The sequence below is a fragment of the Chitinophaga sp. CF418 genome, assembly GCF_900142925.1.
Classification (GTDB): domain Bacteria; phylum Bacteroidota; class Bacteroidia; order Chitinophagales; family Chitinophagaceae; genus Chitinophaga.
In genome coordinates this window covers 31,891-52,942 of record NZ_FRCN01000003.1, presented here as the reverse complement: position 1 = coordinate 52,942, position 21,052 = coordinate 31,891, and the positions used below count along the sequence as shown (strand labels likewise).

At 39.2% G+C, this 21,052-nt stretch carries 23 protein-coding genes; 16 read left to right on the top strand and 7 right to left on the bottom strand.

Features of this window, described 5'->3' with window-relative positions:
• Positions 1 to 24 precede the first annotated feature (24 nt).
• The 6 genes from F3I09_RS07905 (at position 25) to F3I09_RS34020 (ending at position 8,391) form a co-directional block, all read left to right on the top strand.
• Positions 25 to 2,325: a peptidase domain-containing ABC transporter gene (locus F3I09_RS07905; RefSeq protein ID WP_149694501.1), complete on the top strand. Its 2,301-nt coding sequence runs from the start codon at positions 25 to 27 to the stop codon at positions 2,323 to 2,325.
• Between the two features lie 11 nt (positions 2,326 to 2,336).
• Positions 2,337 to 3,071, top strand: coding sequence for a hypothetical protein (locus F3I09_RS07900; protein WP_149694500.1), 735 nt, complete (start codon positions 2,337 to 2,339; stop codon positions 3,069 to 3,071).
• A gap of 110 nt (positions 3,072 to 3,181) precedes the next feature.
• Positions 3,182 to 6,256, top strand: a complete 3,075-nt coding sequence (locus F3I09_RS07895; protein WP_149694499.1) for a lantibiotic dehydratase — start codon at positions 3,182 to 3,184, stop codon at positions 6,254 to 6,256.
• Complete coding sequence (locus F3I09_RS07890; protein WP_149694498.1) at positions 6,243 to 7,346, top strand: sensor histidine kinase; 1,104 nt, start codon at positions 6,243 to 6,245, stop codon at positions 7,344 to 7,346. The genes F3I09_RS07895 and F3I09_RS07890 overlap by 14 nt, the downstream gene beginning before the upstream one ends.
• Before the next feature lie 16 nt (positions 7,347 to 7,362).
• Positions 7,363 to 8,091: a LytTR family DNA-binding domain-containing protein gene (locus tag F3I09_RS07885; protein WP_149694497.1), complete on the top strand. Its 729-nt coding sequence runs from the start codon at positions 7,363 to 7,365 to the stop codon at positions 8,089 to 8,091.
• Positions 8,092 to 8,241: 150 nt separating this feature from the next.
• The gene (locus F3I09_RS34020; RefSeq protein WP_188133729.1) at positions 8,242 to 8,391 is read left to right on the top strand and encodes a hypothetical protein; all 150 of its coding nucleotides are present in this window, start codon (positions 8,242 to 8,244) and stop codon (positions 8,389 to 8,391) included.
• A 297-nt stretch (positions 8,392 to 8,688) separates the two neighbouring features.
• Here the strand turns inward: F3I09_RS34020 and F3I09_RS07880 are convergent, their stop codons facing one another.
• From F3I09_RS07880 to F3I09_RS07865, 3 genes are all read right to left on the bottom strand, one after another.
• A complete protein-coding gene (locus F3I09_RS07880) occupies positions 8,689 to 9,009 on the bottom strand; it encodes a hypothetical protein (protein ID WP_149694496.1) in 321 nt (106 codons plus the stop codon).
• A 441-nt stretch (positions 9,010 to 9,450) separates the two neighbouring features.
• The gene (locus F3I09_RS07870; protein WP_149694494.1) at positions 9,451 to 9,732 is read right to left on the bottom strand and encodes an RNA-binding protein; all 282 of its coding nucleotides are present in this window, start codon (positions 9,730 to 9,732) and stop codon (positions 9,451 to 9,453) included.
• Between the two features lie 471 nt (positions 9,733 to 10,203).
• Complete coding sequence (locus F3I09_RS07865) at positions 10,204 to 11,151, bottom strand: hypothetical protein (RefSeq protein WP_149694493.1); 948 nt, start codon at positions 11,149 to 11,151, stop codon at positions 10,204 to 10,206.
• 218 nt (positions 11,152 to 11,369) lie between these two features.
• On the opposite strand from F3I09_RS07865, the gene F3I09_RS07860 reads away from it, so the two are divergent.
• From F3I09_RS07860 to F3I09_RS07850, 3 genes are all read left to right on the top strand, one after another.
• A complete protein-coding gene (locus F3I09_RS07860) occupies positions 11,370 to 11,732 on the top strand; it encodes a VOC family protein (protein ID WP_149694492.1) in 363 nt (120 codons plus the stop codon).
• A gap of 10 nt (positions 11,733 to 11,742) precedes the next feature.
• Positions 11,743 to 12,189, top strand: coding sequence for an EVE domain-containing protein (locus tag F3I09_RS07855; protein WP_149694491.1), 447 nt, complete (start codon positions 11,743 to 11,745; stop codon positions 12,187 to 12,189).
• 85 nt (positions 12,190 to 12,274) lie between these two features.
• Positions 12,275 to 12,637 (top strand): MarR family winged helix-turn-helix transcriptional regulator, encoded by a 363-nt coding sequence (locus F3I09_RS07850; protein WP_223233170.1) that lies wholly within the window; start codon positions 12,275 to 12,277, stop codon positions 12,635 to 12,637.
• Between the two features lie 242 nt (positions 12,638 to 12,879).
• Here F3I09_RS07850 and F3I09_RS07845 read toward each other — a convergent pair whose 3' ends face one another.
• On the bottom strand, positions 12,880 to 13,578 hold the full coding sequence (locus tag F3I09_RS07845; protein ID WP_149694489.1) for a hypothetical protein: 699 nt from the start codon (positions 13,576 to 13,578) through the stop codon (positions 12,880 to 12,882).
• A gap of 460 nt (positions 13,579 to 14,038) precedes the next feature.
• Here F3I09_RS07845 and F3I09_RS34015 point away from each other — a divergent pair, with 460 nt between their 5' ends.
• The 5 genes from F3I09_RS34015 to F3I09_RS07825 all read left to right on the top strand — a co-directional run bounded on the left by F3I09_RS34015 (position 14,039) and on the right by F3I09_RS07825 (position 18,254).
• Positions 14,039 to 14,206 (top strand): hypothetical protein, encoded by a 168-nt coding sequence (locus F3I09_RS34015; protein ID WP_188133728.1) that lies wholly within the window; start codon positions 14,039 to 14,041, stop codon positions 14,204 to 14,206.
• A complete protein-coding gene (locus F3I09_RS07840; RefSeq protein ID WP_149694488.1) occupies positions 14,190 to 14,645 on the top strand; it encodes a hypothetical protein in 456 nt (151 codons plus the stop codon). Before F3I09_RS34015 ends, F3I09_RS07840 begins: the two co-directional genes overlap by 17 nt.
• Positions 14,646 to 15,621: 976 nt before the next feature.
• On the top strand, positions 15,622 to 16,161 hold the full coding sequence (locus F3I09_RS07835; RefSeq protein ID WP_149694487.1) for a hypothetical protein: 540 nt from the start codon (positions 15,622 to 15,624) through the stop codon (positions 16,159 to 16,161).
• Between the two features lie 328 nt (positions 16,162 to 16,489).
• Positions 16,490 to 17,308, top strand: a complete 819-nt coding sequence (locus F3I09_RS07830) for an SDR family NAD(P)-dependent oxidoreductase (RefSeq protein ID WP_149694486.1) — start codon at positions 16,490 to 16,492, stop codon at positions 17,306 to 17,308.
• A gap of 52 nt (positions 17,309 to 17,360) precedes the next feature.
• Entirely contained in the window at positions 17,361 to 18,254 is an 894-nt protein-coding gene (locus tag F3I09_RS07825) for an AraC family transcriptional regulator (protein WP_149694485.1), read from the top strand.
• A gap of 220 nt (positions 18,255 to 18,474) precedes the next feature.
• On the opposite strand, the gene F3I09_RS34730 is transcribed toward F3I09_RS07825, so the two are convergent.
• The gene (locus tag F3I09_RS34730) at positions 18,475 to 18,606 is read right to left on the bottom strand and encodes a transposase domain-containing protein (protein ID WP_149694484.1); all 132 of its coding nucleotides are present in this window, start codon (positions 18,604 to 18,606) and stop codon (positions 18,475 to 18,477) included.
• A gap of 91 nt (positions 18,607 to 18,697) precedes the next feature.
• Here F3I09_RS34730 and F3I09_RS07815 point away from each other — a divergent pair, with 91 nt between their 5' ends.
• Positions 18,698 to 19,582: a hypothetical protein gene (locus tag F3I09_RS07815; protein WP_149694483.1), complete on the top strand. Its 885-nt coding sequence runs from the start codon at positions 18,698 to 18,700 to the stop codon at positions 19,580 to 19,582.
• A complete protein-coding gene (locus tag F3I09_RS34725; protein WP_188133726.1) occupies positions 19,575 to 19,679 on the top strand; it encodes a group II intron maturase-specific domain-containing protein in 105 nt (34 codons plus the stop codon). Before F3I09_RS07815 ends, F3I09_RS34725 begins: the two co-directional genes overlap by 8 nt.
• A gap of 417 nt (positions 19,680 to 20,096) precedes the next feature.
• On the opposite strand, the gene F3I09_RS07805 is transcribed toward F3I09_RS34725, so the two are convergent.
• Together F3I09_RS07805 and F3I09_RS07800 are read right to left on the bottom strand one after the other, a co-directional pair.
• A complete protein-coding gene (locus tag F3I09_RS07805; protein ID WP_149694481.1) occupies positions 20,097 to 20,522 on the bottom strand; it encodes a hypothetical protein in 426 nt (141 codons plus the stop codon).
• Position 20,523: 1 nt separating this feature from the next.
• Positions 20,524 to 21,045, bottom strand: a complete 522-nt coding sequence (locus F3I09_RS07800; RefSeq protein ID WP_149694480.1) for a hypothetical protein — start codon at positions 21,043 to 21,045, stop codon at positions 20,524 to 20,526.
• Between the last annotated feature and the right edge of the window lie 7 nt (positions 21,046 to 21,052).

Here is a 21,052-nt window from a genome sequence, read left to right as displayed (position 1 = left end):
ACCGGTTTTCTAAAATCCAATGCAATGGCTTTATTTAGTAAAAAATACAAGTTTTATAAACAGTTGGACTATATGGATTGTGGTCCAACCTGTTTACGTATGATTGCCGCCTACTATGGGGAAGAGTATTCACTGGATTACCTGAGGGCAAATTCATATATTACTAAGAATGGTGTTAGTTTATTAGGATTAAGTGAGGCTGCAGAGAAAATTGGATTCAAAACCCTGTCAGCAAAGTTGACTTATGATCAGCTTACCCAGCAAATTCCTCTTCCGTGTGTGTTGCACTGGAACCAGGAACATTATGTGGTACTGTACGGGGTGGAGAAGAAAAATCTGTTTCGCCCCGTAGAACGGATTATCATTGCAGATCCCGGCCATAATCTGGTAAGGGTGGAAAAGGATGTGTTTGAAAAGTGTTGGGTTAGTTCGGCTGATAAAAGGGGAATTGCTTTATTGATGGAACCTACTCCCGAGTTTTATCGAAACTCGGAGGAAGTACAAACAGTAAAGACCGGATTCGGTTTTCTGATGGGCTATTTAAGGCCCTATAAGCGTTATTTTGTTCAGTTGATTCTGGGAATGATTCTCGCCAGTCTTATTAGTATGTGTTTCCCGTTTCTTACGCAAAGCCTGGTTGATTTTGGGGTAAGTCGTAAGAAGATAAACTTTATATATTTAATCCTGCTTTCCCAGTTACTGCTTTTTGTTGGCGGCATAGCGGTAGATCTTATAAGAAACTGGATTCTGTTGCATATAAGCACGCGCATTAGCATCAGTATTATATCAAATTTTTTGATTAAGCTGATGAAACTTCCCATTAATTTTTTTGAATCAAAAAATGTGGGAGATATTACACAGCGTATCAATGATCATAAAAGAATTGAGTCTTTTCTGACGGGATCAACGCTTGCTACATTGTTTTCTATCATTAATCTTTTTGTTTTCTCTTTTGTCTTATCCCTTTATAACACAAAATTGTTAGTGGTATTTGCGCTTGGAAGTGCGTTGTCCATTTTTTGGGTTTCTATTTTCCTGAAGAGGCGGAAGAATATTGATTATAATCGTTTTCAAAGGGCCAGGGAAAATCAAAACAGCTTGTTCGAAATTATAACTGGCATGCAGGAGATTAAGCTTTATAATAGCCAAAGAGCGAGAAGGTGGGAGTGGGAACGCATCCAGGCTAAATTATTCAAGGTGAATATTAAAAGCCTTGCATTAGAGCAATACCAGGGGATAGGAGCTTCCTTTTTCACGCAGCTGAAGAATATTGTGATAAGCTATCTGGCAGCTAGACTGGTTATAGAGCAGCAGATTACTCTTGGCGTGATGCTTAGTATTTCCTACATAGTAGGTCAGATGAATAGTCCATTAGACCAGATTATTTCATTTATAAAAAGCGTTCAGGATGCGAAGATAAGTCTTGACAGGCTTAATGAAATTCACAGTAAGCCTGAGGAAGAGACAAGCGAGGACCTTATCGGGTATAACGAGAATAAGTTGCCCCGGGAACCTGAAAATGGTTCGGACGCGCTGTATTTAAGCCACGAGCTTTTTACAAAAAGCATCCGGAGAAACACTGGTGATGGAATTACTATTGCTAATCTTTCTTTCAGATATGGATCACCTAAAAGCCCCCTTGTGCTAAAGAATGTTAGTATGCATATTCCCAAAGGGAAAGTGACTGCCATAGTGGGGGCAAGCGGAAGTGGTAAAACCACTTTATTGAAATTATTATTGAAGTTTTATCCACCCTCCGAAGGGCAAATTTTAGTTGACGAGGTAAATCTTCAGGATATATCGGCTCAGTTGTGGCGTAACAACGTAGGAACTGTAATGCAGGATGGATTTGTTTTTTCCGATTCTATTGCCAGAAATATTGCTGTGGACGGGGAAAGAATTCAGGAAGAAAGATTGTATGAAGCGGTTAGGATTGCCAATATGCATGAGTTTATTTCGAAATTGCCTTTAGGGTTCACTACGCGTATCGGCAATTCCGGATCTGGGTTAAGTGGCGGACAGAAACAACGTTTATTTATAGCCCGGGCTGTTTATAAAGATGCGAAGTATTTATTTTTTGATGAAGCTACCAGTGCACTTGATGCCAACAATGAAAAAGTGATTATGGAAAACCTGAACCAGTTTTATAAGGGAAGAACAGTAGTGGTAATAGCGCATAGATTAAGTACTGTGAAAAATGCTGATCAGATTATTGTGATGAAAGATGGAGAGATCGTAGAAGAGGGGCATCATACTGAATTGACAAGAACAAAAGGGTATTATTTTGAACTTGTCAAAAATCAATTAGAATTGGATGTAGCATAAATTGTAAAAATATGCCAGAAAATAACCAATCTTTAGAAATAAGGAGTAATGAGATGGAGGAAGTTGTGGGAAATATTCCTACATGGATCATCCGTTGGGGGATAACTGTTTTATTTGCCGTAGCCATATTAGGCTTGCTGATTGCTAACTTAGTTCGTTACCCTGATTTGCTTCATGCAACGGTGTTGATGCAAAGCGAGAATCAGCCGGGGAAGGTAACCATAAGGAGAACTGATGAAAATGCTAATTTCAAATTTTATTACCTCGTGAAAAGTGGAGATCAGGTTGTTCCTGGTGATACACTGCTAACGAGATATGATCCAAAGACGGACAAAAGTTATTATACCATTACTCCGATGGGAGGTAAAATTTATATAACTAAGGGGATAGATCAAAAGAATACATTGGATGAGATTATATGGGTAGTGCCTAAGTCATCCCGGGCCGAAATAAAAGTAAAGTATAACAGCAAGCGTGCCGGTAACGTAAAAGTAGGTCAGTCGGTTAAAATTGAATTGTCTGACTTTCCAAGTAATGAATATGGATTTTTGGAAGGAACTATTTCTTCTATTCTCCCCGTGCAGATGGATGGCGAGCATCTGGCTTATGTAGAGCTGAACCAGAAAAAGATTATTACCTCGGAAAAGAAGGAGATACCCATATTACCGGTGATGGAAGGGAGTGCTGAGATAGTGTTAAGTGACAGGAGCATTTTTCAGCGAATTTTTGGAAGTATGTTTAATTGATTCCGGGGGGAATCACGTTTTTGGGAAATTATTTTTTTTGCATATATTGGTTGTTAGTTAGCCTATTGCTATTGTATATATTATCTGCAATCCAGTACTTAACAAATAATATGCAGAAAGGACCATTTAAAGACTACGGTAAGGTTGTTGTAAGAACGCCCCTATATTCCTATCAGCGTTTATTTGATCAGCAGAACAGAACACTCGATCTTGACAAAGTTGTTTTTACCATGCTGGGAGATCCGGTATTTGTTGAAGGTCTTTACTGGAGCTCTCCGCAACTTTATGAGACAGTGCTGGAGTTTAAAAGCGGAAATCTCGATACATCCAGGCAGCAGAAACTGATGCATACTTTAAAAAAGTATGCTATTCGTGCAAGTACACGGCCTACCCCTTATGGTATTTATGCAGGATGCGCTTTAGTTGATATGGATGGTCGCGAAGAGCTGGCTGATAAGACCAGCAAGCGAAAGGTACGCATTGATATGGGGCTATTTCAGCAGATCATAAGAAAAGTGGAGAAACATCCTGCCTTATGGGTTCACCTTCGGTACCAGGTAAATAACTCTTTATATCATATCGCTGGTCAGTACCGTTTTACAGAGGCTATTGCAGAAGAGGATAAATATCAGTATCAAATCAGCGCTATTGACCAAACAGACTTGCTGGAAAGGCTTATTACACTGATACGGCAAAATAAAGCTGTTACTATTGCTGATATGTACGCTGTGCTTGGTGAGAATAACACTTATGAAGAGTTTGAAGCTTTCGTGGCAGAGCTGATAGAAACGCAGTTATTGGTTAGCGAATTGCAGTTGGGATTGACTATTGAAAGTGATGTAGCGCGCATCCGGGGCGTGCTGGAAAGATTGGTAAAACTACCCATTGCAGCAGCCTCGCCCTTTCTTGATCTATTTGACGAAATTCAAAAGATACTCAGCAAATTTGACGACCTCCCCCTTGGCGTTTTGCCGATCGAAGATATACACCATTTAGAAACGCTATTAAAGGAACTGGACATTGAAGTGGCGCAACGTCATATTTTTCATGCTGATCTGAAACAACCGCCACCTGCCTCATTTGTTCTTCCCAGCTCGGGCTTAAAGGACGTGGGGAAAGCAATTTCCATGTTAAGCAAACTTTCTCAGGGTGTTTCTCCTGTGGAAGTACAGCTGGACCGGTTTAAGAAAAAGTTTACGGAAAAATATGAAACACTGGAGGTTTCATTGGCCGAAGTATTAGATCCTGAATTTGGCATCGGATATCCTGCTACTGACAATATTGGCAATGTGGCGCATAACTCATTTGTGGAAAGAATGAATTTACCCGCTAAAAAAAAGGTAAGCAAAAGAATCAATGAATGTGATGCCTGGCTGCAGGATAGAATGGAATATTGGGATAGGGGTACCCTGAGAAAAGGGATCCAGCTACAGGATAAAGATTTCGGGAAACTGGAAGATAAATCAGACCAGCTTGCCAATCATTTTACTGTAATGGGGTCCTGCCTTCCTTCCGGGGAAATGTTGTTGCAGCATGTAGGGGGCGCGCATTCCAATATATTATTAGGTAGGTTTGCACATTTCGGTGAGGAAATGAGTGCTTTTTGCAAGGAGCTTGCCGGAGATGAAATGAAGGCAAATGAGCACATCGCTTTTGCCGAGATTATATATATTCCTGAGGGGAGGGTAGGTAATATTGCAAGAAGAGGACAGTTTTTCCACTATGAAATCCCATTTCTGGCTGCCAGTGCGGTGGATGGTGAAGGGCAGCTGACTATTGAGGATATGATGGTTTCTGTTCAACGGGACGAGATTATTCTCCGGTCGCGCAAATGGAACAAACGTATAATTCCAAGATTATCTAATGCCCACAATTATGCAAACAGTTCCATTGCTGTATATAAATTTTTAGCGGCACTGCAGCATCAGGGAAAGTCGGGGTTTGAAATTAGTTGGGGATCGCTGGCTCAGCACAAACGTTTTTTACCTCGTATCAGCTATAAGCACTTCATTTTACATCGTGCGACGTGGTTTTTGCGGGAATCTGATATAGGGGATATTATGCAGGCTGATGATCAACTGGCCGCGCTGAGGATTTTTTTAGCCAGGTGGGAAGTGACAAAATTGGTATGTTTTTGCGAAGGCGATAATGAGCTATTCATTGACACAGAGAACGATACTTATTTATGGGTACTGCTAAAGGAGATGCGGGGATGTAATACGGTAAAACTGGTGGAGTGGTTGTATGATAACAGCACGCTTGACACTGGCAGGCACGGCGAGCCTTTTGTTCAGCAATTCATACTTCCTTTAGCTAAGCAGCAGCCTGTGAATATTCATTCATTTGGAAAAGAAGGGGAGGGCAAAAATAGACGAGTTTTTGAGCCCGGCAGTGAGTGGGTGTATTTTAAGATATTCTGCGGAGCGAAGGCATCAGATAGCATTTTATTAAAGGTGGTAAAACCTGTTATGGATTTTCTGTTGAAGGAGAAGGTGATCGATCAGGCTTTTTTCATTCGTTATACTGATCCGCATTACCACATCAGGTTCCGGTTACATTTGGTTGATAGTGTAGGAGGGGAGCAGTATGCTGCTGCCGTAAAGTATATTTACAATATATTGCACCCATACCTGGAAGACAAGCTGGTTTGGAAGGTACAGCAGGATACTTACCAGAGGGAAATTGAAAGATACGGAGAGGATTATATGTTAATAACAGAAGAGATTTTTTTTCATGATAGCCTTTTATTTCTTACCTGCATGGAGGACGAAGATTTTGAAGATGATCAGCGGGTAAGGTTTTTAACTTCCATTAAAAATATGGATAACTGGCTATCTTTGTATGGAATGTCTTACCAGCAACGAATTACTTTCTGTACTGAAATGTCTGATGCTTTTGCCCATGAATTTGGACGAGATGTGAAACGGCAATTGAATGCACAATACCTGGAATGGAGAAAGCCGATTGCGGACTTTTTAAGCGGAGAGCAATTTAATGACGTCTTTGCTGAAAGGTCTGTTAAGTTAAAGAGTATGGTATTGCCTTTAGATAATATTTCGAGCTATATACATATGAGCGTGAACAGGTGGTTTACTACGGAACAGCGTTTTATGGAATATATGGCATATTATTTTTGCGGAAAGTATTATAATCAAATAGTGCATAGGAAAAATGGAGCGCAATAACGAGTTTTCTATATATCCAAATCAATCAGCGAAGCATTTGTTGCATATTTTATACTGGGCGATGATGTTGTTTTTTATCATGGCTATAACATCATACTCTTTCAAGGCCAGTATTTTTAATACTGAAAGTGTACTCTTTTCCAGTAGTGTACTATTCAATACTATCCTGATTCACTACTTTGTATGTCATTTTGGTTTTCAGCACGTAAGAAAAAAGAGGTGGGGCTTAATTATACTAGACATTCTGGCTATATATTTATTATCGTTATTTATAACAACTTGTTCTTTGAATTTGTTGAAATACCTGCGTCCTGATGATACAGTTATTGCCAGGTTGTACCAGAACTTTGCGGTGAATAGCCTTAGCAAACTTTTCAATGGTGAATTACTGCTGTGGATATTCTCCTTAATAATATGGTTTAACACCTTTGGAATAATTATAAAAATAGTTAAAGATTTCCATGAAAGTTCCCTGGAAAAGTTAGCCATAGCCAAGGAGAAAAATTCCATGGAAATAAGTTTTCTGCGTGCACAGATACAACCGCATTTTTTATTTAATACTTTAAACAGTATATACGGGTTGATCATTCATAATGAGGAGGCGAGCAAAGTGGTAATTCAATTGTCCAATTTGCTGCGTTTTTCTTTGTATGATAGTGCAAAAGAACATATTACACTTAAAGAGGAGATAGAATTTTTGAGTAATTACCTGCTTCTTGAAAAAATGCGCTACAAGGAAAGCCGGGTGCAAATAGAATATGATTTTGAACAGATTGAAAACAAAGAAAAAATCATTAAACCCCTAATTTTAATTAACTTTATTGAGAATGCCTTTAAGCATGGGATAAATGCTACTATTAAAAACGCATGGATAAAATTGTCTATGACGGAGAAAGAGGGCATTTTAACTTTCCATTCTGCAAACAATAAACCCATTGCAACCATTGGCAAAAAGAATAATGAATCAACTGGTGGTCTTGGACTTAAAAATGTACGACGTAGACTAGAGTTGGAATATCAAACGCGCTACAGCCTGGACATAAAAGAAACAGACGATGTTTATGAAGTAGCGCTCGTACTAAAGCTATAACCTATACCCTTTTACGATGAAAGTCCTAATAGTTGACGATGAACCCATAGCCCAGCAAATACTGGAGAATCTATCCAGGAAAGTAAGTTATCTAAACATTGTAGGTATTTGTGACAATGCTATAATTGCATTGGAAGCGATACAGGAAGTACAGCCTGATTTAATTTTTCTGGACATACAAATGCCGGAAATGACGGGATTAGAAATGTTGCGTATTCTTCGTCAGAAGAATATCCTGGTTATATTTACAACTGCTTTCCATGAGCATGCCCTTGAAAGTTATGAATTGGATGCGGTAGATTATCTGCTTAAACCCGTTGCATTTGAACGCTTCCTCAAGGCGGTTACTAAAGCCAATGAGCTTTTTAAATTGAAGCAAATGCAGCATCCTGCCATCAATGCCCCTAAAAATGGCGAGACAAAGAACTATGTATGGGCTAAAGAAGGCCGTAAGCGAGTGCAGATATGTATAGAAGATATTATCCTGGTACAGGCGTTAAAAGATTATATGGAATTACAGTTGCCGACCGGGAAAGTTATTTTGAATATCACCATGAATAAAATAGAGGAATTGCTGCCTCCACCCTTTTTTCTACGCGTTAATCGTTCCTGTATTGTTCGTAAAAGCGCTATTAAATATATTCAGGACATGCATATAGAAATTAATCTGCCTACGGTAAAAAGAATTCCTATCGGTCCAACCTATTGGGAGGATGTGAAAAAACATATAGTAGAATTGTTTTGATGCATAGGTTCTAATTAGCAATATTTATAATGTAATGAGTTGTGCCCCTTCTTAGTCGAAAAACAGCTGTGCTTGGTCGAAAGAATTATGGAACTTTTTTATAAAAGATAAACTTAGGATTAATAATCATTTAATCCTAAAACTAGCGCTATGTCAACCAAGAAACTCCAAATCAAAAAACGCGTCGTTTGTAAATGTAAAGCAGAAGAACGACCTGTATTTCTTAAGAATAACCGCGACGCCAAAACAGCTCCTGACACCACTGTTACCATTCCTCCTACTGGTTTTACTACTTTTTAGATTTCTGGGTAGGCTGATATTTGCCCGATACTTACAAGATTATTTTCAATGGCTATGAACGCCACCTTTTTTCTCCTATATTCTATAGCCTGTCTTAGAAAGCAATAAAAACAAAAACGCCGGGGATATTATCTCCGGCGTTTGCCATCGTGCCCGGTATGAAGCGCTATATGTGCACCTCATATCCGTGAGGTGTTTACCCCTAAAAGAGATGGCAAACTGCGGCCTGGAAGATGTTGATTGGAAAATATCGCTATTCCTGTAGATTATTACGTGGAGGATTGTGATTGGTTAGCATCAGTTTAATGAAGATATCTGAATGGTTTCAGTCCGGTGTAGAAAATCCTGAATGAACCGCTTAATCATGTATGCGAGTCTTTTATGAAACCAGTCAATTGTTGGCAAATCTCTGCTTGCTGAAATATACTCCAGTGCTTTTCCTTCCAGTCTTTGCTTTAACTTACCCACATATTTCTGTATCCACAACTGGAAGGTATTCTCATTTTTCAGTCTGTCTACGTTTTTAACTGAAAATGAGAATTCTACATAGGTTGAATCTACAAAGGCAAGTGCCGCCTGGTCGAAATTACTTAGGAGATCTTCACTTTTGCTATACATATACTTTGGTTTATATTGATGAAATGATCAGAATTTTTAGGCGGAGCTACAAGAGACTTACTTAAACGACGGGTAACAGTATGTATTGGAATATGGTGGGTACAATGTGATGTATGGTCTATTCCAGGACCCATAAGAGATTGTCCCTGTTTTCACTATATAACATGATCTCATCTCCCTTCATTTCAATGCGAAACAAACTTTCGTTTACAATTTTTGTTAATGCCTGAAGATAGAAGACCCCATCTAACATATGAATGACAAAAGGAATATTAGCACGGCGGTCTAAAAAAAGAGAGCTTTTCAAAAATCTAAATTTATGTTGCCCCGTTTTTTCATAATAAGACCTGCTGTATAGCTTTGTATATATATCACTTACTGTCATGGTTGAATATTTTAGTTATCAAAAGGGGGTGAGAATACCCCCTTCCGTTATAAAATTTACCAACGATTATTATAAGAAGATTTGTTAGTTCTTTCCTCGCGGGGTCTGGCTTTACTAGCTGTTATTGCTTTTCCATCAAGAGACGAGCCGTCCATTTCCTGAATGGCTTTTTCTGCCTCTGCATCATTGGGCATGGAAACGAAGGCAAATCCTCTGCTGCGATTCGTGAATTTATCCATGATCACATTTGCCGAACTAACAACTCCGAATTTGGAAAATTGATTTTTTAAATCCTCACCTAATACGTGAGGACTCAAATTAGACACATAAATATCCATGTCTTATAAGTTTTTTATTTTGAAAACAATTGGATTGAGGTAACGCAGGTGGTAAAAAAGAAGGCTAAGAAGTAAACTTGCTTACTAAATGCAGATGAACTCAAACATTTTATCCTATTAAAGGTATGGATTATTAAGTTGTTATCCTAATTTAATTATTTCTGGATAATGTTTATTTCAACTTTCCCTCCCGCACTGACAGGCTGACTAACTTTTATTGACTATTGCCATAGCTTCAGTTTCCAACATATCATCTCTGATAAGGCGGCTTATTTCAACTGTTGTGGAAGCTGGGGGCATTAGGGTGTTCGCATACTATAGAAGAGAGAATATAGGAAAAATGTTAGCGGGAGAACATGTAACTGTCATGGAATTCCCTAAACAGAAGAGAAAATAGGGAATCTCCCTATTTTTAAAAGAAGCTGTCTCATTTACTTTTGAGACAGCTTCTTTTAAAAAACTATAAATGTCTTATTGAAAAGCGGCTCTTGTTCCTGGAACTTTTCCATAAACAAATTTATCCTTTCGCTCGTACTTGGCACCGGAAGCATAATCGTCCATCAATGTAAGCCACCTCACGGTACCATCCACATTCAGGATTTTCCTCAAAGTATAATCCTTTGATTCGAAAGAGTTTCCCCAAAGGTCAGTCCAGCTAAAAGTCCCACTCTTGAGCAAAGGAATATCTGGATTAATATATTGATGCCAATAAGGATTTGAAGAAGCATTTACCAGAGCGGAATTATTAATCTGCAACGCCATCAGGAAGAGATATGCACGATCAATACCCGTAGCATCCAACACTGTTTCACCACCAGGGCGAAGTACCACATGACTGGCGTTGTAGTTGGTAGCTGCCAGATTCGTTACAATTGAATCCAATTCACCGTTGGTATTTCTGAAATAATCAGCTACTCCCCAGGTATAATTTACATCCGCATTGAAACTACGCACATGTTGAATATGATTGTTTCCATCATACTTAAAAGTCCAGCCTATCTGCGCATAATCACGCGCTGGATAAGTACCTGCCAGACTATCTAACCTGCCATTGTTATCATAGTAAAACAGGTAATTCATCGCAAAACCATTATCATAATCGGTGGTGACCTTCAGACTATCAATACTTCCGTCCGCGTTATACACAAACTGGTTTACCACCGTGTAAATTTTCGAGTACGGATAAATCGTCGAAACTACTTTATCAATCTTCAGGTCCGAAGTGTAATAGAGAGAGTCAAACCGGTCAAAGGCCACAGTAGTATCATTCCCATAATCCCAGGAGGTATACACTCCTGTGGGTAACCAAACATAATTGCTATCATTACTTGCTTCTGTTTTCGTGGGAGGAGCTGTATTGTTTTCTTTCGCACACCCCACTGCAAGCAGCAGTACCATAGGATAAAGGATTCGTTTCATATTTTATCAGGGATTATTATTCAGGATAACGTTCCTGAATATAGGATCGTAATAAATCACACAATATCCTTATAAGTTGTTAAATAAAAAAGAAGTTGTCTCAAAAGTAAATGAGACAGCTTCTTTTGTCAAGAAAGGGTAATTTGAAAATACCTAATAAAATATTAGGATATTGTTGTCGTGTATATTATATTTGTGACAACTAAAAAATAGGCGAGATGAGAAAATTAGAATTTGCATCCCTTCAAGTAACGGATCTTAAAACCTCGAAAGAATTTTATACCACAAAACTAGGATTTGAGGAAGCAGGAATACCCAATCCGGAGGCCTGCATTTTTAGATACAACAAAGGTGAGGCAAGTTTTGCCATTAGAACGCCGATCGGTAACCTGGAAGGAAAAGAACTGGGCATCGGTGCCTCGCTCTGGTTCGCAATCGATGGGGAAATAGAAGACCTGCAGGCCCGGTTATTAGCAAATGATGTGACACTGTTGGGGCCAGTCAGAGAAACACCTTTCGGGAAAATCCTTATTGCCAAAGACCCCGACGGATACAACATCACCTTTCTGAAGTCAAACTAATCATATCGATATGAACACGGATACAAAGTACTGGATCATCGTGGCATCGAAGGATCATGTCAAAACCGGGCTTGCAGAAGGGATTGCCCAGATCTGCCATGGAAAGGCATCGCCTTTGAAAAGGATGCGTAAGGATGATTTCATTATTTATTATTCGGGTAAGCAGACACTGGGAAGACCCGAGGTGTGCCAGGAATTCACCGCTATAGGAAAGGTTATGGATGACGAAATCTATCAGTGCCGGGTATCCGAAGATTTTTACCCATCAAGACGTAATATTGAATTTTTGCCAAGTAAGGATGTTTCCATTTTGCCGTTAATTCCGGGCCTGAATTTTATCCACAACAAGAAAAGCTGGGGTTATCCATTCCGTTTTGGTTTCTTCGAGATCAACCGGCATGACTTTGAACTGATTTCTTCACGGATGCTACAGAAAGACTATGCCCAAGAAAATTGAATTTCATTTTAAAAGGCCCGAAGACAGTCCAGGATATCTTCTGGGACAGTTAACTATGTTATGGCAGAGGAAACAAAAGCGTGTCTTGGATCCTTTGGACCTGACGCATACTCAGTTCGTATTGCTCTGTGCACTAGCCTGGTTATCCAGGGAAAGTGATAGGGTTACTCAGGTTGATATAGCCAATCAGGGCAATGCAGACAGGATGATGGTATCAAAGGTATTAAGGACACTGGAAGAGAAGAAATTCATCACCCGCCATGAGCACCCGACAGATACCAGGGCGAAGACTATCAAATTGACCCCGGATGGAGAAATGGTACTACAAAAAGCCATTATCTGTGTAGAAACTGTGGATCTTGATTTTTTTAACAAATTGGGAACAGATCTAACGACCTTTAATTCAACGATGGCGGCACTGATCGAACAGAACACTAAAGAAATATAGGCAAAAATTAATAGGATGTAGTTAGTGAAACGATGTCTCTGAATTATATCGCCTTTGTAATTGGGTGCTACAAAGAATTGAGATTCATAGTTTTGTAGTACCCGGAGTTCTATTTGTAATTATCGATGAGCTAGGCTTGTATCGCAGTCATAGTTTTAATGAAAGACTGTCGCCGTTAAATGTCAATTCACTTAAATACTTGTATTCTCCATTTTAATCGTCTTGCTATAAAGGATCTGTGTTCAACAGATCATCAATAACCTATTCTGTCCGGATTTTTCCTTTGGCGCACGGTGAAGACAAGGAGGAACTTGACTTTCAGGATGATCAACCGCCAACCTCCATAGGTGACCAAGGCCTAAGCTTATAGGACGTGCATTAGGTGCAGCTTGATAGTGTAGATCAAAGAAATGTTCACTTAAGAATGATTCAAAACCTTCATCTGCTCCATGATATAGTTTTTTGAGTTCATCACGTATTTCTGGAATAAGTACTTTCTTTTTGCCTTGTGAATTTGGCAATATTTCACTCGACTCGCCATAGTAAGTACATAAAAAGGTATCGACTGGTATAGGAGAGCGATCTACATGAAAAGAATAAACATCGGTTGGAAAAAAAGGGTAGGTATCATCCCGATCATAGTACTTGATCACATTAAGGATTGGCGATGCGCCATGAGCTTTCAATACCTTCAGGTCATTTAAAAGAATTTCACGGGCAAGTTGCCCTTGTTCACTCAACTGAAGTTCACGAAGTTCCTCTTGTTCAATTGCCGTTATATTTCCGCTTAGCGCAACCTTATCAACAATCTCAGAAAAATCACCTATTAGTTTACGAGTCCAACAAATCGCATTAATTTCTCCACTAAATGGCGTAGAAACAAGGTCTTGAAAATTTGTGACACATTGAATTTGATTCTCAGCATGAGATAGATCTATCATGATAGTTAATATAAATATACAATCATTTAACAACGAAGTACGGGAATAGCGGCCGGTCAAGCCAGCGCAAATACTGATTGAAAAACTTTTGATGAAGATAACAACAAAAAGCTAACAAATAATGTCCAGCCCAGAGCCAATGCACAACAGATTACACATGTCGAAGATAATTTCCGTCTACCAGCCCTGTGTGTCATGCTAATTGTAGCCTATTGACACTCATGAACAAAATAGAAAAGAAAGGTGAAAAAGGATGAAAGAAAATATGGCGAATGTTCCGAAATGCCTGCCATTACTGACAGAATGACGATTAAAAAACTACCATAACCGTGTGTGATTTGGTGTGACAATTATGTGTCATAGATTTGTTTTGGTAAAGGGAATAAATTGGGTTGCCTGCTTATATTGGAGGAAAATATAATGCAATTGCATACTTTTATCCTACAATACCGATCTTTCAATGAATACTCCTGCAAGTGAGAAAGGGACGCCTTTAATTGCTCCAGAATTTATACAGAGAATGAACCAGAGACAAGCACAGGCACAAAAAGGTTATATTCAAATGAATAAATTGTATCAGGATAATAACAAAGTAAGTAAAACAACTTTAAATGATTGGCAATATTAAGAATATCATAAACGCTTTTATAATAGCAGTAATTTTCAGTTGTTGCAGCTTCAAAGCTAAAAATAACACTGTGAATATTTTTATCAATCCCCAAAATTGTGGATGGTATTTTATTGAGCTGAATGAAGATTCTTCAGCAACAGATTTGGAGACCATTAATGTCCGAATCGATAGTGTAATGCAGCTTAAAAGAATCACCATCAGCAAGTATGAGAAGTTTGCGTTTAGTGTCTATGATGGATCAGGAACAAAAATATCATCCAGAATGAAACTTCAAGGATATTTATCTCATCATGGAGGGAAAACATTTCTTGAATTTTACAATCCGACTGAACATGAATTAACTGAAATGAAAAAATGGAATCCTACAGAGCCGAATTATATAGAGATAGTGAACAAAGGTCGAAATCAACTTAATACATTGTTAGAAAGAAACTAAATTAAGGGGTTCAACGAAATTTTATTAAGATCCCGTACCATCGCGGGCTCAGACGATGATAACGGACGTGATTATTTATCTTTTGCTGTTAGTTTATTTTGTAAAAATGATTTAGGGCACAAAAAAGCAAAATGAAGGTCTAACCCCATATTGAATATCATCATCAACCAGTGAAATGTATTATCTTATCTCCGGCTTTCGCCAAGTGGCCAGTAGTGGTAAGTTCTCGAATGGTGCCAGCAGGTGCCGCTTAATAAATCATCTTGCTCATAATAATCGAATAATACATCTAATTTCCGAAGGTCATCGGGAACTATTGCTTCAGGCGCATTTGGTATTTACCAGGTGGCAATTTGAATATTAAGGTTTTCTGTTTGAAACTAAAAGGATGTTATCGGTAGGGCATTTTAATTTTATTCGAAAGAATAAGTTAATGAATTTGAAAGGTAACAGGAACATCCTTTTTATCGCGGGAGCTTTTATAAATCATGAATGCTGGGATGCCTGGCTATTAAAAAAGATGACAAGGCTACATTGCCACGTATAAGTGGTTCGATAGATACCATCAATCAGATGACGGACACATGTCGGCCGACCTCAATGGAGGTAGGTGTTTACCAATAAGCCGCCAGTTAAAATGAAATATCGCATACAGAACGTTGGACCCCAGGCTGGCGATCGCTAATCCATATACAAGTACCAAGCACATCAAAATAGTAGACTACACGAGTTAAATAATCTTTCTGCAGTGTTCGGATAGGTTATAGTCGGCTTACTGTCTGCTTGTGGTCGGCTTACCATAAGGGTACTAAAAGGTCATTAAGAGGATATCTAAAGGTTATTTATATATCAAATGGATATTGAAGTGACCTATAAATATTATCTAAATGCTATTTTGGTATCCAATTAGTATAATTGTTGTATCTTAATGGCACTAAGACAGTAAGCTTAGTATTTATAACCTCAAATCCTTTTTATGGCCATTGTTACAGACAATATTCTCATGCAGCTTGTACGGGGAACCCTCGGCAAGCAACTCACCATCTACGAACGGAATGGGCAGATCATTATGGCGGCGAAACGCGGTCCTTCCACCAAAAAACCTACACAAAAGCAGTTAGAAGCCAGGCATAAGATGACCATTGCTTCGGCAAGGGCGCAGCGATTGATGGCCGATCCCGAGATAAAGGCCTACTATGAGTCGCTGGCAGGGCCCGGCCAGAATGCCTACAATATGGCGGTGAAGGATGCTTACCGCAGTCCTGAAGTCCAGAACATCAGGTTAGAAGGCGAAGATGTTGTAGTGACAGCCAAAAATGAGTTCCGGGTAGCAGAAGTGGAAGTAAAGGTAATAGACGCTGAGGGTGTTATCACAGAAAGCGGTCAGGCAGTTTTGGGCCGGAACAGAATAGATTGGCATTATAAAGCAACAGCGTTGCCTGCAGGCGGTAAAGTCATTGTGGTAGCGGAAAATTTGCCGGAGAATCAGACGGTGAAGGAGTTGCTGCTAACATAGAACCGTTTTCACTGTTTACGAATGACTTCCTGCAGGTCGGGGAGCTTTGTCTGCATATACCTGTATCTTCTTCAATTTTCCGCCAGCGCGGATTATTTTGCTATGTATTGACGATGTTCAGGATGTCCTGAAAGGGAAGAAGCGGAACGTCAGGGTCAACACTTTCACAGAAATTGACCAACAACTACCTCTAAGAGGCTTTCTTTATATGGATTAACTCCATGCATTTTGCCCTGAATAACGTAAATCCGTTACATCATTTACTACTTTTGTATCACTTGAAAAGCTGCGTAAAACAGAAATTTGTTTTGAATTAATTAGTAAACTAATGGCAAAAACAATTTTCATCACCGGCGCATCGCGCGGTCTCGGTCGTATATGGGCTGAAGCTTTTTTAAAACGTGGTGATCAGGTAATCGTAGCGGTCAGAAATCCGGACGCGCTCAACGAACTCAGCGAACAGTTTCCGGCAGATCTGCTTGTTATAAAAGTGGATGTGACGGACAAACTTGCATGTTTTGAGGCGATAGCTTTAGCTAAATCACACTTTGGCGTTATTGACGTCTTGATCAACAACGCAGGATATGGTCATATAGGAGCGATTGAAGAGCTGAAGGAGGAGGAGGTTCGCCGGCAGTTTGAAACGAATGTTTACGGTTCGCTTTGGATGATGCAGGCAATTCTCCCGGTCATGCGTGAGCAACACTCAGGCCATATTATTCAGGTTTCCAGTGCCTTGGGAATTGTGTCCTTCCCAACTTTAGGCTTATACAGTGCGTCCAAGTTCGCAGTCGAGGCCCTCAGTGATTCGCTGGTGGCTGAAGTCAGTGGCTTTGGCATCAAAGTGAGTATTATTGAACCCAACGGCTACAGAACCGACTTTGCCACAACTTCCGGTATCGAAAGCAAGGCATTACCCGTTTATGACGGTGTTAGGGCTTATTTAGCTGAAGGCAATAAGATAGAAGACTGGGGAATACCTGAAGCGACCGTATCAGCGGTACTTCAACTGGTGGATGCCGAGAATCCGCCTTTAAGGCTCATCCTGGGAAGGGTTGGTTTCCAGTGGATCAAATCTGTTTATCAGCAGCGTTTGCAAACCTGGGAAGAATGGCAGGACGTTTCCATCGCTGCGCAAGGTAATTAAATAGCTGAATTAGCGGAACCCTTGCGGTTCCGTTAATTTTAAAGCAAGTAAAATGAAACATTTTGAACATATTATTGACTTTAGCCGGGTCATTGGACTTAAAGTACCGGAACACCCACTGATCAACATCTCCTTTGGGAACAAAGAGGATTGTGGGGGTGATGATATTGTATTTAACGGGAACTTTTACATCATCAGTTTTCAACAGCTCGAAGATGGGAAAATTTTATACGGACATACTAAGTATGACCACGACAGGGGCAAAATGACCTTCATCAAACCAATGCAGACGGTCACCTTTAAAAATATAAAGCTTAAAGATGATTGCTTTATTATTTTAATTCATGAAGACTTTCTAACAGGCTCTGAGTTGCACCATCAGATCAGAAAATATGGCTACTTCGATTACGAGGCTAATGAGGCGTTATTTCTGACTCCTTCGGAAGAAGATATCATCTGGAATCTGGTCAAAACAATGGATAAGGAGTACCGCAATAATACTGACATTTACAGCAAGTCGATCTTGCTCAGTCACCTGGACACCCTTCTTAAATATGCGCAGCGTTTTTACAAAAGACAATTTATAAGCCGAACAGAATTGACCGGAGCGGTAACTTCAAGATTTAAAGATTTGCTTCACTCGTATTTTGAAGACGCAGCCAGTAAGGAACAAGGGTTACCCACCGTCGGCTATATGGCAAACCGGCTGAATATATCTCCGCGTTATCTCAGTGACCTCCTTAAACAGGAAACCGGAAAGACAGCGCTTGAACATATTCACATCTTCCTCATTGCTGAGGCAAAAAGCCTGTTGATTCAAAATAATAAGAACATTGCAGAAATAGCGTTTCTATTAGGCTTTGAAAATCCAACTTACTTCTCCCGTTTATTTAAAAAAGAGGTTGGTGTTCCTCCAAATGTGTTCAGAGACCAACATTTAAATTAACTGAATTCCATCAGAAAACGGGAATGTGTATCGTCCCCTCTGCTGATGAACTGTGTTTTTATTGAATGTAAAACAAAACGCCTCAGGTTACCTTCCATGCAGATACAGCCGATAGAATACTATTATAAACCGCTTCAGGTTCAATAAGCAGGACGATGTTGAATATATCAGTTACGTATCCCTCAGAGCAAGTGCTTCTAAGTAGGTAAACAAAAGTCGATTACTTTTGCTTTGGTTTCCAGATATGAGGAAGTAGTTCTTTGATCCGGTTTACAGGATAGTCAGCGATTATACAGAGTACATTTTCGAGCCGTTCACCAGGATTAACATTGTGCATCTTGCAAGTCCCCATTAGGCTATAGATGCTTGCCAATAGGCGTTCCAGGAGGCCCCCACAAAACAGTCTAATTTCTAGGGGAATCAATAATGGCTACAATGATGTGATGGAAGAACAATTAAGATTGTACTTTCTTGACTTGGGTTATTATGTTATAAGGGGCAGCAAATTGCGGTTTCAGGGTGTTGAGGTTACCGATATAGACCTATGGCTTTATCATAGATCGAATCCTATCAGCAGAGAAAGAATTAACGTTGACATTAAAAACAAAGCTAAGCCCGCGGCTGTTGAAAGAATTATTGTTGCGAAAGGTATAATGGATATACTGGATTACGACAGGTGTATTGTGGCAACTACGGACAAAAGAGATGAAGTAATAGAGTTTGGGGAAAAAAGAGGAGTGACCGTGCTAAATGGTAACTTTCTAAATAAGATTAAGTCACTTACCTCTCATAGGTTATCTGAAGAAAAATTGAATTCTCTTTTAAAAGATGAGTTTACAAGATTTACAACAAATTGGTATCAGAAAAATGAATCTGCGAAAAGTAGAATTTTAGAAGCTCTAGATTTTATTGGAGCTAACCACTTGCTAATTGACATTAAGGAGATACTAATTCATTTGCATTCTACTCCTTTAAAAAGAGAAGGATTAACGAGGTTATTATACTTATTTGTTTCTTATTTGCTTATTACAGTTGACTTTATTTTAAAGAACATGGCTTTTATAGAGGCCACCGCAAAAAATAAAAATCTGGAAGATGGCTTTCGTTATGGAGTAACTGGCAATACTAAAATAAAAATTAGAGTAGAGCAAATGGCTCTCGTATCCAGTCGCAGCATACAGTCTATTATTACCGCTGCAGAGGCAATCCCGGTAGATATTTTGAGAGATTTTTTTGGGAAAAATGATAATGCGAAAAACTTATTTAAACTAGCCAAAGACTTTGAGAATTCTGCCTATTGGGTTTCTTTATCTACGGGATGTGTTTAAGCGTTTTGAATCACAGCCATTAACCCGTGTTCGGGATATTATAAATCCAATATTGAGAGGCTGGGTTCAATACTTTAGGGGTAGGGCATTCCAGTAAGACGTTTGGGTATATAAAAGATAGGCTGACCAGGAAAATCCGTCGTCATTTGATGAAAGCTAAAAGATTGAAAGGCTTCGGTTGGAATTTATGGAGTACAAAGGGTTTATGCGCTATCTACAATATTTATAGCTACTTTAATATATCCCCGCGGAAAGCAACCCCAACGCGATAGGCGAATAAACTTTAATAAGAAGTCATTAGGAAAGCGCAGTGCGTTAAATGCGCACGCTGCGTTTGACGTGGCAGGTGGTGGAAACATAGACTGCAGTCTAATGCGCCACTGTTCGACCCTACCTGTGGGGGAGCGGGGAGGTAACGATCCGCTCTACCCGGAACCAACTGTTATTGATTATTAATAAATTATGTCAGAAGTAATAGTAATTGCATCCTCAATTTCATAAATCAGACATTATTCTAATAATTAATGACCCATATAGAATAGTCTTCAAGTAGCTGATATTCCAGCGATTTTTTATCTACGGCCTTCATATCTACCAGGGGTAGTTTAAACCGTTTTTTATCAGAAATCCTTGTTACTTTTGCAAACAATCCATAGTCTTCATCATAATAAGAATCAAAACTTGTCATATTGAATATGTCAGTATAAGACGGACGAGTTTTCTTTAATGTTTCGTATTCCTCTTTTTCTCCCGGACCGAAAATGTAATATTCTTCCCATTTAAAATCTTCAATTCCGGTAATGTGAAGGGGCAACTTTAAGTTTGATTCCAGGTATGATTTATAAAACAAAAGTGTCTCAAGCCGCCTGGAAGTGTCTTCAAAACTGTTTTTAAATATCTGTTCTATCCTTTCTTCGCTATTCTTAAACCTGTTACCCATATCATTTATTTTCAAATTTGTTAAGTTCCTGGCAAAGCATATACATCAGTGAGAAAGCATTACAGCCATTGGTAGCAATATCAATTATAGAGTAATTCTCGTATGACCACATTATTAGGAAATCATTATTATCGTCACTTATCTCAAATTTGCCTAATTGAGATAAATTAAAATGGTATGTTTTTACATTTTCCGGCAGAGAATTTAAAAAGACCTCTTGCTCCTCAATGGTCATTTGTAAATAGATACCCTCCCAGTTGATACCAATTTGAAGCATAACGGATGCAGGTTCATTATACGCATGAATAAACAGCATATTGCCAAAATCCTTCCATTCAGCATGTGTCCACTGTTGTAAAGTTTGGTTATACCCAGACCATTCCGCCAAAAGGTCATATAGTAGCTCCGTAACGGCTATTCCTAAACCCTCCCTATCAGAGCAGGAACCCGTGATCAGCATTCTATTAAATTCGACGATAGTACTGGTATAAATGTTGAATGATTGGATTTTATCACCTTGCATCTGAGTA